Below are 13,796 nucleotides of genomic sequence, written 5' to 3'. Positions count from 1 at the left end.
AGGCCGTTGGCTTAGCGTTTGAGGCGTGCGCGGACTGCATCGCCCATTTGGGTCGTGTTGACTGGCTTGGCCGCACCGAGGTCGCCGGTGTGGATGCCTTCGTCAATGGCGGCGCTCACGGCCGCCTCAATAGCTCGGGCCTCGGCCTCCAAACCGAGGGAGTGACGCAGCAGCATGGCGGCGGAAAGGATGGTGCCCGTGGGGTTGGCGATTCCCTTGCCCGCGATGTCGGGCGCCGAGCCGTGGATGGGCTCGTAAAGACCCAGCTTGCCGGCGCCAAGCGAGGCGCTGGGGAGCAGACCGAGCGAACCGGCCAGCACGGCGGCCTCGTCGGTCAAAATGTCGCCAAACATGTTCTCGGTCACGATCACGTCGAACTGCGCGGCGTGCGTCACGAGGCGCATGGCGGCGGAATCCACGAGCTGGTGCTCCAGCTTAACATCGGGGAACTCCTTGCCGACCTCCATGGCGATCTTGCGCCAGAGGCGGGACGATTCGAGCACGTTGGCCTTGTCGATCGAGGTGACGAGCTTGCGGCGGTTGCGCGCGAGCTCGAATGCCAGACGCACAATCCGTCGGATCTCAACGTCGGTATAGACGAGCGTGTCCACGGCCTGCTCGCCGCCCTCGGGCGTCGTGCTGCGACCTTTCGGCTGGCCGAAATACAGGCCGCCGGTCAGCTCGCGGATGACAATGAAATCCACGCCGGCCACACGCTCGGGTTTGAGCGGAGACAGCTTCGCCAGCGACGGGATCGCCTTTACCGGGCGAAGATTCGCGTAAAGGCCAAGGCCCTTGCGGATGGCAAGCAGACCCTGCTCCGGACGCACCTTGGCCTGCGGATCGTCCCATTTCGGGCCGCCGACGGCACCGAGCAGCACGGCATCGGCCGCCTGGCAGGCCTTGAGCGTGGCGTCAGGCATGGCGGTGCCGGTCGCGTCGATGGCGCAGCCACCGAGCAGATGCGTGGAATAAGAGAAGCTGTGCCCGAAGAGCTTGGCCACCGCGTCGAGGACGAGGCGGGCTTCATTGACGACTTCAGGACCGATGCCGTCACCCGGCAACAGGACGATATTGGCGTTCATGCGGAAACTTCCTTCTTGTGCGCGGCCGCCTCGGTCAGCGCATATTCGTAGCCGTCCGCGAGTGCCAGCCAGGTGGCGTCGAGGATGTTGGTGCCAGCGCCGACCGTGCTCCAGCGGCGCTCACTGCCGTCGTGCCAGTCGATCAGCACGCGAGTGATGGCACCGGTGCCGGAATTGCTGTTGAGGATGCGTACCTTGTAGTCGGCCAGCTGGATCTGATCAACCTGCGGGAAGAAAGGATGCAACGCCTTCCGCAAGGCCGTGTCGAAGGCGTTCACCGGGCCATTGCCTTCGGCCACCATGTGGACCTCGCGGCCCTGGACGGTGAGCTTGATCGTGGCCTCGGCCGCCTGGCGATCGCCGTGGCGGCTGACCATGCCGCGATAATCGAGCAGCGTGAACAGCGGCTGGTAACCCGTCGTGAGGCGGCGCACAAGCAGCGCGACACTGGCCTCCGCCGCCTCGTAGGAGAATCCCTCGTGTTCCTTGGCCTTGATGAGTTCGACGACTTTCGCACCAAGCTTGTCGTCGAGCCCGGTCAGGCCGAGTTCGGTCGCCTTCTCCACGATGTTGGAACGGCCGGAAAGTTCGCTCACCACGACGCGCATCTCGTTGCCGACGAGCTTAGGATCGATGTGCTGGTAGGCGTCGGGATGCCGCTGCATCGCCGAAACGTGCACGCCGGCCTTGTGCGCGAAGGCGCTATAACCGACGTAGGCCATCTGGTTCGCCGGCGCGAGATTCGCCACCTCGGCCACAAACGCCGCCACTTCATGCAAACGGGCCAAGTGTCCCGCCGGCAGCGCGCGCAGCTTGAGCTTCAGCTCAATGTTCGGAATGACAACGCAGAGGTTGGCGTTACCGCAACGTTCGCCGTAACCGTTGATCGTGCCCTGCACATGCACCGCGCCGGCATGGATCGCCGCAACGCTGCTGGCCACGCCGCAACCGGTGTCGTCGTGCAAGTGGATGCCGACGCGCACGCCCGGGCCGAAGTGTTTCTGCACGGCCTGCACGGTGGCCGCGACTTCCCAAGGGAGATGACCGCCGTTGGTGTCACACAGCACGAGTGTCTCCGCCCCACCCTTGTGGGCGGCGCCGAGGCATTTCAGGGCGTAATCGGGATTCCGATCGAAACCGTCGAAGAAGTGCTCGCCGTCGTAGATCACGCGCTTTCCCTGCGAACGCAGGTAGGCGACGGTCTCCTCGATCATCCGGAGGTTCTCCTCGAGTGTGGTGCGCAGCACCTCCTCGACTTGCAGCACGGACGACTTGCCGAAGATGCAGCACACCTCGGTGCCGGCATCGACCAGAGCGCGGACGCTCGGATCTTCTTCCGGTTTGAACTTGGCCCGGCGGGTCGCGCCGAAGGCCACGATCTTGGCGTGCGTCCACTTCTCCTTGCGCGCCTGCTCGAAGAACAGCGCGTCCTTGGGGTTCGAGCCAGGCCAGCCGCCCTCGATGAACGCCACGCCCAGCTCGTCGAGTTTCCGCGCAATGCGCAGCTTGTCGTCGACCGAGTAGGAAATGCCCTCGGTCTGACCCCCGTCGCGAAGCGTGGTGTCGAAGATCTCGATGTGACTGGGCTGGGCGTTGGACATAAATCAGGCGCGGACCTCCGGGGTCTCGACGGTCTTCTGCGGGTGCTGCGCGCGGACGTTGGTGTGGCGCGAGAGCACGTGATTGATCGCGGCCACGTAGGCCTTGGCGCTCGCCACCACGATGTCGGTGTCGGCGCCGTGGCCGTGGCTGGAGCGCTGTTCATCGTGCCGCACACGCACGCTGGCCTCGGCGAGGGCGTCGATGCCCTCGGTGACGCCGTTGATGCCGAACTCGAGCAGCTTGACCGGCACTTTCACGATGGCGTCGATCGCCTTGTAGGTGGCATCCACCGGACCGGTGCCGACGCAGGCCTTGACGTGCGTCTTTCCGTCCGGGTCGCGCAGGCGGACCGTCGCGGTGGGCAGGCCGGTCGTGCCGCAGACGACCTGGAGTGTCTCCAACGCCCAGAGTTCGGGCACGGTGGCACGCTCGTCGGAAGCGAGGGTGATCAGATCGGCATCAAGCACGGCCTTCTTGCGGTCGGCGAGCTTCTTGAATTCGTTGAAGGCCTTGAGCAGCGCGTCGCCCTCGAGCGGATAGCCCAGCTCGGCGAGGCGCTTGGAAAACGCCGCGCGGCCCGAGTGTTTGCCCAGCACGAGCATGGTTTGCGTCGCACCGACGTCCTCCGGACGCATGATCTCGTAGGTCTGCGCGTTCTTGATCATGCCGTCCTGGTGGATGCCGGACTCGTGGGCAAAGGCGTTGGCCCCGACGATGGACTTGTTGGGCGGCACCGGGTAGCTGGTGCTGCGGGAAACGAGCTTGCTCGTGCGGCAGAGCTGGGTGGCGTCGATGCCGGTCTGCAGGCCGATTTTGTCGGCGCGGGTGCGCAGCGCCATGACGATCTCCTCGAGCGACGCGTTGCCCGCGCGCTCGCCGATGCCGTTGATGGTGCACTCCGCCTGACGGGCGCCGGCACGGAGGCCGGCGACGGAGTTGGCCACCGCAAGGCCAAGGTCGTCGTGGCAATGCACGGAGATGATCACGTCCTTCGCGCCCGGGGTATTTTTGATGATGCCGGCAATAAGGGCACCGAACTCGTCGGGCATCGTATAGCCGACGGTGTCCGGGATGTTGAGCGTGGTGGCGCCGGCCTTGATGACAGCTTCCAGCACCTTGTAGAGAAATTCCGGGTCGCTGCGTCCGGCGTCCTCCGGGGAGAACTCGATGTCGGCGCACAGCGAACGGGCGTAGGTGACCATCTCGACCGCCTTGGCCGTCATCTCCTCGCGCGTCATCCGGAGCTTGTGCTTGAGGTGCAGGTCGCTCGTGGCGAGAAACGTGTGGATGCGGGGGTGCTTGGCACCCTTGACGCCCTGCCAGGCGGCATCGATGTCGTTCTTGGTGCAGCGGGCGAGGCCGCAGATGATCGGCGGCTCGGCTTGCGGGCGGCCGGCCACGGAAGTCTGCCCCACCTCGGCGGCGATGGTCTGCACTGCCGCGAGATCGTCGGGCGAGGCGGCGGGAAATCCGGCCTCGATGACGTCCACGCCCAGGCGGGCCAGCGCACGGGCGACCTCGAGCTTTTCGGCCGAGGTCATGGAAGCCCCGGGCGCCTGCTCGCCGTCGCGAAGGCTGGTGTCGAAGATTCTGACGTAATTCTGGGCTGAAGTGTTCATGAAAGTAAGAGTGTTCGGACTGGTTAGTGGTTAGACGACAACGGATGAACCAGGCAGGAGCTGGCCGCCAGTCTCAGGGTGATAAGCCATGAAACCAAGCGACAGCTCCCGGCTAAGTCGCAGTCGAAGACCCCGTGCGCCCATGCCCTGCCCCATCGCCCGAGAGGAGGCGTTGGAGCAGTGACTGGAAGCGCGCTGGGTCATGTTACACTCTCACTTTCCGGTCACTTCGAGATGACGACCGGATTCAGGAACGGCATCATCGCGCGCAGCTTGGCGCCGACGACCTCGATCTGCTGGCCGCGCTCCTTGTTGCGGAACTTGGTCATGGTCTTGCGGCCATACTTGTTGTTCTCGTCGATGAAGCGCTTGGCGAACTTGCCGTCGGTGATGTCCTTGAGGACCTTTTTCATCTCCTTCTGGGTCTGCTTGGTGATGATGCGCGGGCCGGTCACATAGTCGCCCCACTCGGCGGTGTCCGAGACGGAGTAACGCATGTAGTTGAGGCCGCCGCGATACATCAGGTCCACGATGAGCTTAAGCTCGTGCATGCACTCGAAGTAGGCGATCTCGGGCTGGTAGCCCGCGTCCACGAGGGTCTTGAAGCCGGCCTTGACGAGCTCGGCGCAGCCGCCGCACAGCACGGCCTGCTCGCCGAACAGGTCGGTCTCGGTCTCTTCCTTGAAGGTGGTCTCGAGCACGCCGGCGCGGGTGCAGCCGATGCCGCGGCCGTAGGACAGCGCGAGCTTCTTGGCGTTGCCGGTGGCGTTCTGATAGACGGCGATGAGGCCGGGGACGCCGCCGCCCTCCTGGAACACCTCGCGCACGCGGTGGCCGGGGGACTTCGGGGCGATCATGGTCACATCCACGTTCTTGGGCGGAACGATGCCCTTGAAGCGGATGTTGAAGCCGTGGGCGAACATCAGCATCTTGCCGGCGGTCAGGTGCGGGGCGATCTCCTCGCGATAGAGGCGGGCCTGGACGTGGTCCGGCACGAGGATCATGATGACATCGGCCCAGGCGGCGACCTCGGACACTTCGCCGACGGTGAGGCCGGCCTTCTTGGCCTTGGCGACGGACTTGCTCTTCTTGGAGAGACCGACGCGGACCTTCACGCCGCTGTCCTTGAGGTTGAGCGCATGGGCGTGGCCCTGGGAGCCGTAGCCGATGATCGCGACGTTCTTGCCGCGGATGAGCGAGAGATTCGCGTCCTTGTCGTAGTAGATTTTAGCCATGGTGATATAAATTGGGAGTTAGTGATTCGGAGTTCGGAGATCGGGAGATTAAACGGACATCGAGAGACCGGAGGTGTCGTGGTGATGATCGGAGTCGGCCGTGCGCACGAGCGGCGGAGCGGACGAGACTGGCTCGTGGCCGCGGGCCATGGAGACGGCGCCGGTGCGAACCATCTCAGCGATACCGTAGGGGCGCAGGATCAGCTCGAACTTGGCGATCTTCTCGGGCGTGCCGGTGACTTCGGCGGTGATCGTCTTCTCATCCACGTCCACCACGCGGGCGCGGAAGACATCGACGAGCTGGAGGATCTGGGCGCGGGTCTCGGGGGTGACCTTGACCTTCACCAGGCCCAGCTCGCGGGTGAGCGAGGCCTTGTGGGTGAGGTCGTCCACGCGCAGCACGTTGACCAGCTTGTAGAGATTGGCCTCGACGATGCGGGCACCGGCCTCGGTGGTCTCAACGACAACCGTCAGGCGGGAAACGCCGGGCTTGTCGGTGCCGCCGACCGTGAGCGAATCGATGTTGAAGTTGCGGCGACGGAAGAGCGAGGCGACGCGGTTGAGCACGCCGGGCACGTCTTCCACATAGGCGATGAGGGTATGTTTGGCCATGACGGTAGGGAGTTAGCGGCGGTTGGACTTCGCGGGTTTGGCGGCCTTGCGGGCCGGCGCGGCTTTGCCGCGACCGTTGAGGGCCTTGGCTTCGACCTTTTTCTCGGTGAAGACGTTCGGCAGCGGCGAAGTGGGCATCTCCCACTCTTTGTCGGAGCCGGACTCGAGCATCACGTCCTGCTTCGGGCGGCGGATCATCTTGTCGAGGTCGGCGCCGGCGGGAACCATCGGGAACACCGTGTCTTCCTTCTCGACCACGAAGTCGATGACGACGGTCTTCTTGTCAGCAAGGGTCTTTTTCACTGTCTCGGCGACGTCGGGACGCTGGTTGCAGCGCAGGCCGGTGAGGCGGTAGGCCTCGGCGAGCTTCACGAAGTCGGGGCCGGTCATCGGCGTGGCGGCGTAGCGCTTGTCGTAGAAAAACTCCTGCCACTGGCGCACCATGCCGAGGAACGCGTTGTTGATGATCGCGACGTTGACCTTGATCCCTTCCTGCTCGGCCGTGGCCAGTTCGCAGGAAGTCATCTGGAAACCGCCGTCGCCGACGACGACCCACACGTCCTTCTCAGGGCAGGCGAACTTGGCGCCGATGGCCGCCGGCAGGGCGAAGCCCATGGTGCCGAGGCCACCCGAGGTGATGAGCGAGCGGGGCTTGTCGTGGTGGAAATACTGCGCTTCCCACATCTGGTGCTGGCCCACGTCGGTCACGACGATGGTGTCGCGCTTCTGCGTCAAACGCCAGATGTCGTTGATCACATGCGCGGCGTAAAGGTGGCCGCTGTCCGGCAGGTTCTTGATGTCGCGCACCGCCGAGTCGCCACGGTTGACGGCGATGGCGGCCCACCAGTCGGCGTGGTCGGACTTCTTCACCTGCGGAGTGAGCTCGCCAAGGACCTCCTTGAGGTCGCCGATGAGGGCAACGTCCACCGGAACGTTCTTGTTCACCTCGGTCGGGTCGATCTCGACGTGGATCTTCTTCGCGTTGAGCGCGTAGGTCTTGAGGTTGCCGGTCACGCGGTCGTCGAAGCGCATACCGAGTGCGATCAGCAGGTCGGCCTGCTGGATCGCCTGGTTGACCCAGGCCTCGCCATGCATGCCCATCATGCCGAGGTTCAAATCGGAGGAGGCCGGGATGGCGCCGATGCCGAGCAGCGTCGTGGTGATCGGAATGTTGGCCTGCTTGGCGAGCGCGAGCACCTCGGCGGTGGCGCCGGACTTGATGATGCCCTGGCCGGCGAGGATGAGCGGGCGCTTGGCGGAATTGATCAGCTCGGCGGCCTTGGTGTATTCGGAGGCCGGGGCCGTGTGGTTCGGGCGGTAACCGGGCAGCTTGGGCTCGGCCGCATCCCAGTCGAAGTCGGCGGTGAGCTGCTGCGCGTCCTTGGTGATGTCCACGAGCACGGGGCCGGGGCGTCCGCTCTTCGCGATGTAGAACGCCTCGCGGATGGCACGGGCGATGTCGCCGGGCTTGGTGACGAGGTAATTGTGCTTGGTGATCGGCAGCGTGACGCCCGTCACGTCGGTCTCCTGGAAGGCGTCCGTGCCGATCGCCTTGGAGCCCACCTGGCCGGTGATGCACACGATCGGGGACGAGTCCATCATCGCGGTGGCGATGCCGGTGACCATGTTGGTCGCACCCGGGCCGGAGGTCGCGATCGCGACACCGACCTTGCCGCTGGCGCGCGCATAGCCGTCGGCCATGTGCGTGGCGCCCTGCTCGTGGCGGACGAGCACATGGTGGATCTTGGGGTATTTGGTCATCGCGTCGTAGGTCGGCAAAATGGCGCCGCCCGGATAACCGAACACGACATCGACGCCCTCCCGCTGAAGGCATTCCCAAACGATTTCTGCTCCGGTGAGTTTTTTCATGAGTGTTCCCTGATTTTTGGGGTGGGTGTCTAAAGGTTAGGAGGTGACGGCGCCGACGGAGGCCGACGAAACGGTGTTGGCGTATTTGGCCATGACGCCGCGTGCGTAGCGCGGAGCCGGGGCCTTCCAGCCGGCCTTGCGGCGGGCGAGTTCATCGGGGGCGATGGCGACCTGCAGTTTGCGCGCAGGCACATCGATTTCTATGGTGTCGCCCTCCTTCACGAAGGCGATGAGACCGCCCACGAACGCCTCAGGCGCCACGTGGCCGATGGAAAAGCCGCGCGTCGCGCCGGAGAAACGTCCGTCGGTGAGCAGCGCGACCGAGTCGGCCAGCCCCTGCCCCGCCAGCGCGGCGGTCACGCCAAGCATCTCGCGCATGCCGGGACCGCCCTTGGGCCCCTCGTAGCGGATGACAACCACGTCGCCGGCCTTGATCTGCTGGGCGTTGGCGGCGGCCATGGCGGATTCCTCGTTCTCGAAAACGCGGGCCGGGCCCGTGATCTTTTCGCGCGAGCTGCCGGCGACCTTGAGCACGCAGCCCTCTTCGGCGAGATTGCCGCGGAGGATGACGAGGCCACCGGTGGGTTTGAAGGCCTTGTCGGTCGGGCGGATGACCTGCTGGCCCGGGGTCTCGGGAGCGTTCCTCACGGCCTCGCCGAGCGTTTGCCCGGTGACGGTGATGCAATCACCCTTGAGGTAACCGCCCTCGAAGAGACGGCGCAGAAGCAGCGAGATGCCGCCGGCCTTGTGCATCTCGACGGCGGTGTAGAGACCGCCGGGCTTGAGCGTGGCGATGGTCGGGGTCTTCGCGCAGATGGCGTCGAACTCGTCGATGGTGAGTTTCACACCGGCTTCCTTGGCGAGACCGAGCAGGTGCAGCACGGCGTTGGTCGAGCCGCCGGAAGCCGCAACCGACGCGATGGCGTTCTCGAACGCCGGTCGCGTCATGATCTGCGAGGGCTTAAGGTCCTTGCGCACGAGCTCCATGACAAGCTCGCCGCAGCGGTAGGCGGCCTTGTTTTTCTCCTCGGCCGTGGCCGGGATACCGTTGAGGCCGACGGGCGAGATGCCGATGGCCTCCATGATCGTCGCCATGGTGTTGGCGGTGAACTGGCCGCCGCAGGCGCCGGCGGTCGGGCAGGCGGCGTTCTCGACGCACTTGAATTCCTTCGCGTCGATTTTGCCCGCGCTGAACGCACCGACGGCCTCGAACACGTCCTGCACGGTCAGGGCCTTGCCGTTGTGGTGGCCGTGATCAATCGAGCCGCCGTAAAGGGCGAGTCCGGGAATGTCGCAACGCGCGAGCGCCATCATGACGCCGGGATTGGTCTTGTCGCAGGAGGAAAGACAGACGAGGCCGTCGAGGCTGTTGCCGCGCGCGACGAGTTCGATGGAGTCGGCGATCAGCTCACGGCTGATGAGCGAGGTCTTCATGCCCTCGGTGCCCATCGTGATGCCATCGGAGATGGAAACGGTGTTGAACTCCAGCGGTGTGCCACCGGCGGCACGGATGCCGGCTTTTACATGCTCGGCCAGGGACCGAAGGTGGAAATTGCAGGGCCCGATCTCGGTCCAGGTATTGGCGATGCCGATGAGCGGTTTGCTCAGATCCTCATCGGTAAAACCGACCGCCTTCATCATGGCGCGGGCGGGCGCCCGGTTCGGACCTTCGGTGACTACGTGGCTGTGGCGTTTGCCGGAATCCATAGGGAAATGGTCATTCCACGCTACCGGAACATTTCCGGCAGGGCGAGGATGGGGTTTTAAGGGTCTGCGTCATAAGGGCTGGAGAATAAAAAAGCCGCCCTTTTCGTGGGCGGCTTCATCTTTTTTCTGTTTTCTCTTTTAGGAGTTTGAGACTTCGGCGAGCCGCCCAGTAGAATTTGTGTCCACGGCAACAAGGGCCAGGACGACGGTAATAAGGGCAATGGCGACGACGCTGAACATTTCAGAATTGAGCGGTGAACGTGCGTATCGGCACAAACGCTGTCAACCCTCAGTTTTTAGAATCTTCGGGAACCTTGGCGCGGGATGTGTAAAAAGCCGCGCCCAATTCCCCTCTATCACCCCCGCCCGCGTATGTTCTGGGCGAGGCGAAGGATGTCAGCGAGCACACCGGCGGCGGTGACCGCCCCACCGGCGCCCGCACCGCGGACGACCATCGGGTATTCCTTGTAACGCTCAGTGTGGAAAGCCACGAAGGCTTCGGCACCGCGCAGAGCTGCGGCAGGGTGCGAGCTGTCCACCTCGACCGGGCCGACTGTGACCTTGGCGCCTGCGGCCCCGGGCGTGATGCGCGCGAGGTAGCGCGGAAGTTTCCCCTGCCCCTTGCTGGCGGTCACGCGGGCCGCCACCTCGGCATCGAGCTGGGTCAGCGACTGCATGAACTGCTCCGGATCATCCTCCTTGAGGAACGACTCGGGCACAAAGGGTTTCAGACCGACATCGGTCAGGTCGAGGCGAAGGCCGAGCTCGCGGGCGAGGATCACAGCCTTACGCGCCACATCGAGACCGGAGAGATCGTCGCGCGGATGAGGCTCGGTGTAACCGAGTTCGCGGGCGGTGCGCACGGCCACGGACAGCGGCGTGCCCTTGGCGAGCTGGTCGCACAGGTAGCCGAGCGTGCCGGAGAAAGCGCCCTCGATCGTGATGACGTGGTCGCCGGTGCGGACGAGATTCTTGAGCGTCTCGATGACGGGCAGCGCGGCGCCAACGGTGGTTTCGTAGTGGTAGGCGCGGAAATGTTTACGCGCTTGGCCGAGCAACCCGTCGCGCTGCGCCTGTGGGAGCGCCAGCGGTTGCTTGTTGGCCGACACGACGTTCACGCCATGGTCGAACGCGGCAAGGTAGACCTTCTCCATGCCCGGCGCGGCGGAACAGTCCACAAGCACGGGATTGGGGAGACGGGCGAGCTTGCCGAGCAGCGAGATCACGTCCTTGACCGTCTTGCCCTCCTCGACGGCGGACTTCTGCAGCTCGACGGCCTTGTCGGTGGACAGGCCGTGTTCGTCGAAGAGCACACCGCCACTCGACCCGACGCCGAGGAGCCGGATCTGCACGTCATGCTCGCGGCCGAGGGTCTTGTTCTGCTGGTCGATTTGCTTGAGCAGCGAGCCGCCGACCACGCCCTTGCCGAGCAGCAGAACGCTGATCTCGGTGTGGGAAAGGTTGAATGCGCCGTGCACCGTGCGCACGGCCGTGGCGGTTTGGTCGGCGTCCACCACGCAGGAAATGCTGCGGGCCGACGCGCCCTGCGCGAGCGCGCGAACGTTGATGCCGGCCGAGCCGATGGAATTGAGGAAACGGCCCGCGACGTTCGGCCGGCGACCCATGTTCTCACCAACGAGCGTCACCATCGTCACGGGCGACAGCACAGGCTCGATGCGCAGGTCACCGGTCTGGATTTCCGCGACGAGCGCCTCGGCGATACTCTGCTTCGCCTTTTGCTCGTCGGTTTCGGGAATCACGACGGAGAACGACTGGCCGAGCGTGGACTCGGTGGTCATCCAAACGCGCACGCCGGCCTCGCCGAGCGCGGCGAGAATGCGTCCGCCCACGGGCTTGCTGAGACCGGTGCGGCGCGACTGCACGCCGATGAGCGCGAGCCGCTCGAGGCTGGTCACACAGGTCGGACGGTTCGGATCGGGGTTGCCGGTCGCATCAATGCGCGTGCCGGGGGCCTCGGGCTGGGTCGTGCTGCGGATCACCAACGCGGCGCCGCACTCGCGGAGCGGGATGATCGTGCGCGGGTGGAACATTCTCGTGCCGAAATACGCCAGCTCCAGGGCCTCGTCGTAGGAAAGACGGTCCACCGGACCAGCTTCGCGCACCAGCGCAGGGTCGGCGGTCATCACGCCGAGCACGTCGGTCCAGACCGTGACTGCGCTCGCCTTGAGCAGACCGGCCACGAGCGTGGCGGTGTAATCGGAGCCGTTGCGGCCGAGCGTCGTGGTGTGGCCGTCGCGCGTGCGCCCGATGAAGCCGGTGATGATCGGCACGGTGCCGCCCCACTTCGCGGACACGGTGGCAAACTTCGCGGAAGTCTCGTTCTTGTCCACGGTCGCGGCGCCGTGCGTGGCGTCGGTGACGACAAAGTCACGTGCGTCCACGGCGATGGCGTTGACGCCCTTTTCCGATAGGGCACGGGAAACGATGGCCACGGAAATGCGCTCGCCCACCGAGATGATGGAGTCGAGCGTGCGCGGCGAGCACTCGCGGGTGAGTTCGATGCCGGAGAGCAGGCGCTCGACCGGGGTCAGGATCTCGTCGAGGTCGTATTTGAAACCCTTCTGGCCCGGTCCGCCAAGGACGGTGCGGGCGATGGTCGTGGCGAGTTCCTTGGCCTGGCCGAGTTCGCGGCGGGCCTGGCTGATGTTGCCGCTCTCGGCGGAACGCGCGCACAGGATCAGCCAGTCGGTAGTGTCGCCGGGGGCGGATACGACGACCGCGAGCGATTTCGGCGCGCTGGCGACGAGATCGAGAACCTTGGGCAGACGACCGGGCGTTCCGATCGAGCTGCCGCCAAATTTATAAACCTGCCAGGTTTCGCTCATGATGCGGGTGCCTCCAGTTGCAGGGCACGGGTGAGGATCGGTGCGAGTGTTTCCCACTCCATCAGGAAGGCGTCGTGACCGTGCAGGCTGCTCATGGTCGCGCGCTCGACGCGGGCGCCGGCCTTGCGCAGGTGTCCGGCAAGCACCTCGGCCTGCGCCGGGGTGAAGAGCTGGTCGGTGTCGATATCCACGACGAGTGTCGTCGCATGCACGCGGCTGATCGCGGGCCGGTTGTCACCCGGCAACGGCTGCAACAGGTCGTGGTGATCCATCGTCGCGAGCTGCAGCTCGTAGGCCTGCGCGGCGAAACGGTTGCGCAGCTTCGCGCCCTGATGCTCGAGGTAGCTCTGGATCGGATATCCGCCGCTGGCGGAATTGGCGAAAGCCGGGCGCGGCTGGCGGACGTCGAGGCCGGGTTCGGCACGGTAGGTCAGGATGGCGAGCTGGCGGGCGATCTCGAGGCCGCGGCCGATATTGTCCGGATAACCCGGATCGAGCCGCAGGATCTGGCGGGCCACGTGGTTCCATCCGACCACCCACGCGCTCGCGGCCACGCTCGTGGCGAGCGGAAGGATCCGTTCAAAGCGCGCCGGCGCCAGCGCGGCCAGGGTGAGCGTCACCATGCCGCCCAGCGAACCACCGGTCGTGAGGTGAACTTTCGTGATGCCGAGCTTGTCGAGAGCGAGCAGCTGCGCCCGCGCGATGTCGATGCTCGTGAGCTCGAGGTTGCGCACCGTGGGGAATCCATCCGAACCCGGGCCACTGCTGCCGTAGCAGGAACCGAGGTTGTTGAAGCAGATGATGCGAAACTGGTCCGGATCGAGCGCCCGGCCCGGGCCGATGACCGGCTCCCACCAACCGCCCTGACCGCCGGCCTGCGCACTGCCGGTCAGCGCATGGATGAGCAACACCGTGGGCACACCGGGTTGAAGGCTCTCGGGCGTATCGCCCTCGCGGCTCCACCACCAACCGCGCGCACGGTGCGACCGGACCATGCCGCCCCGCTCAAGGGCGAGGTCGGGCAAAGCCAGTTCAAAGATACGCGGTGACGCGGCTACAGTCGGCATGCAGGCGATGGAGGGATCGCCTCGACGTCAGCCAACCATCTGCGGAACTTCGTGGGTCTCCGCGCCAATCAACCCGCCACATAGCCCAGCGATGCCCGGTTTGGGCGGGCGCTTGGCCTTGGCGGATGATGGTGTTGATGGAAGCATGACAGGA

At 65.3% G+C, this 13,796-nt stretch carries 9 protein-coding genes; all 9 read right to left on the bottom strand.

The genetic code is table 11. The features are described from left to right. Nucleotides 1-11: 11 nt before the first annotated feature. The 9 genes from leuB to ESB00_RS06105 all read right to left on the bottom strand — a co-directional run bounded on the left by leuB (nucleotide 12) and on the right by ESB00_RS06105 (nucleotide 13,642). Nucleotides 12-1,085: a 3-isopropylmalate dehydrogenase gene (gene leuB, locus ESB00_RS06145; RefSeq protein WP_129046842.1), complete on the bottom strand. Its 1,074-nt coding sequence runs from the start codon at nucleotides 1,083-1,085 to the stop codon at nucleotides 12-14. Then, nucleotides 1,082-2,686: a citramalate synthase gene (gene cimA, locus ESB00_RS06140; RefSeq protein ID WP_129046841.1), complete on the bottom strand. Its 1,605-nt coding sequence runs from the start codon at nucleotides 2,684-2,686 to the stop codon at nucleotides 1,082-1,084. The genes leuB and cimA overlap by 4 nt, the downstream gene beginning before the upstream one ends. 3 nt (nucleotides 2,687-2,689) lie before the next feature. Next, nucleotides 2,690-4,306, bottom strand: a complete 1,617-nt coding sequence (locus tag ESB00_RS06135; protein ID WP_129046840.1) for a 2-isopropylmalate synthase — start codon at nucleotides 4,304-4,306, stop codon at nucleotides 2,690-2,692. Between the two features lie 224 nt (nucleotides 4,307-4,530). Next, nucleotides 4,531-5,541, bottom strand: a complete 1,011-nt coding sequence (gene ilvC, locus ESB00_RS06130) for a ketol-acid reductoisomerase (RefSeq protein ID WP_129046839.1) — start codon at nucleotides 5,539-5,541, stop codon at nucleotides 4,531-4,533. 48 nt (nucleotides 5,542-5,589) lie between these two features. Next, the gene (gene ilvN, locus ESB00_RS06125) at nucleotides 5,590-6,153 is read right to left on the bottom strand and encodes an acetolactate synthase small subunit (protein WP_129046838.1); all 564 of its coding nucleotides are present in this window, start codon (nucleotides 6,151-6,153) and stop codon (nucleotides 5,590-5,592) included. A 12-nt stretch (nucleotides 6,154-6,165) separates the two neighbouring features. Continuing rightward, nucleotides 6,166-8,022 (bottom strand): biosynthetic-type acetolactate synthase large subunit, encoded by a 1,857-nt coding sequence (ilvB, locus tag ESB00_RS06120; RefSeq protein ID WP_129046837.1) that lies wholly within the window; start codon nucleotides 8,020-8,022, stop codon nucleotides 6,166-6,168. 36 nt (nucleotides 8,023-8,058) lie between these two features. Then, complete coding sequence (gene ilvD, locus ESB00_RS06115) at nucleotides 8,059-9,729, bottom strand: dihydroxy-acid dehydratase (RefSeq protein ID WP_129046836.1); 1,671 nt, start codon at nucleotides 9,727-9,729, stop codon at nucleotides 8,059-8,061. Nucleotides 9,730-10,085: 356 nt separating this feature from the next. Next, nucleotides 10,086-12,575, bottom strand: a complete 2,490-nt coding sequence (gene thrA, locus ESB00_RS06110; RefSeq protein ID WP_218938690.1) for a bifunctional aspartate kinase/homoserine dehydrogenase I — start codon at nucleotides 12,573-12,575, stop codon at nucleotides 10,086-10,088. After that, entirely contained in the window at nucleotides 12,572-13,642 is a 1,071-nt protein-coding gene (locus ESB00_RS06105) for an alpha/beta fold hydrolase (RefSeq protein ID WP_129046835.1), read from the bottom strand. The genes thrA and ESB00_RS06105 overlap by 4 nt, the downstream gene beginning before the upstream one ends. Between the last annotated feature and the right edge of the window lie 154 nt (nucleotides 13,643-13,796).

The organism is Oleiharenicola lentus, assembly GCF_004118375.1.
In the GTDB taxonomy this organism is placed as follows: domain Bacteria; phylum Verrucomicrobiota; class Verrucomicrobiia; order Opitutales; family Opitutaceae; genus Lacunisphaera; species Lacunisphaera lenta.
This window is presented reverse-complemented; position numbering and strand designations above follow the sequence as displayed.

What these genes read in the sequence shown, in the direction of transcription:
- leuB (WP_129046842.1), bottom strand. Translation starts at nt 1,085, where the DNA reads ATGAACGCCAATATCGTCCTGTTGCCGGGTGACGGCATCGGTCCTGAA.
- thrA (WP_218938690.1), bottom strand. Translation starts at nt 12,575, where the DNA reads ATGAGCGAAACCTGGCAGGTTTATAAATTTGGCGGCAGCTCGATCGGA.
- ilvN (WP_129046838.1), bottom strand. Translation starts at nt 6,153, where the DNA reads ATGGCCAAACATACCCTCATCGCCTATGTGGAAGACGTGCCCGGCGTG.
- ESB00_RS06105 (WP_129046835.1), bottom strand. Translation starts at nt 13,642, where the DNA reads ATGCCGACTGTAGCCGCGTCACCGCGTATCTTTGAACTGGCTTTGCCC.
- ilvB (WP_129046837.1), bottom strand. Translation starts at nt 8,022, where the DNA reads ATGAAAAAACTCACCGGAGCAGAAATCGTTTGGGAATGCCTTCAGCGG.
- ESB00_RS06135 (WP_129046840.1), bottom strand. Translation starts at nt 4,306, where the DNA reads ATGAACACTTCAGCCCAGAATTACGTCAGAATCTTCGACACCAGCCTT.
- ilvC (WP_129046839.1), bottom strand. Translation starts at nt 5,541, where the DNA reads ATGGCTAAAATCTACTACGACAAGGACGCGAATCTCTCGCTCATCCGC.
- cimA (WP_129046841.1), bottom strand. Translation starts at nt 2,686, where the DNA reads ATGTCCAACGCCCAGCCCAGTCACATCGAGATCTTCGACACCACGCTT.
- ilvD (WP_129046836.1), bottom strand. Translation starts at nt 9,729, where the DNA reads ATGGATTCCGGCAAACGCCACAGCCACGTAGTCACCGAAGGTCCGAAC.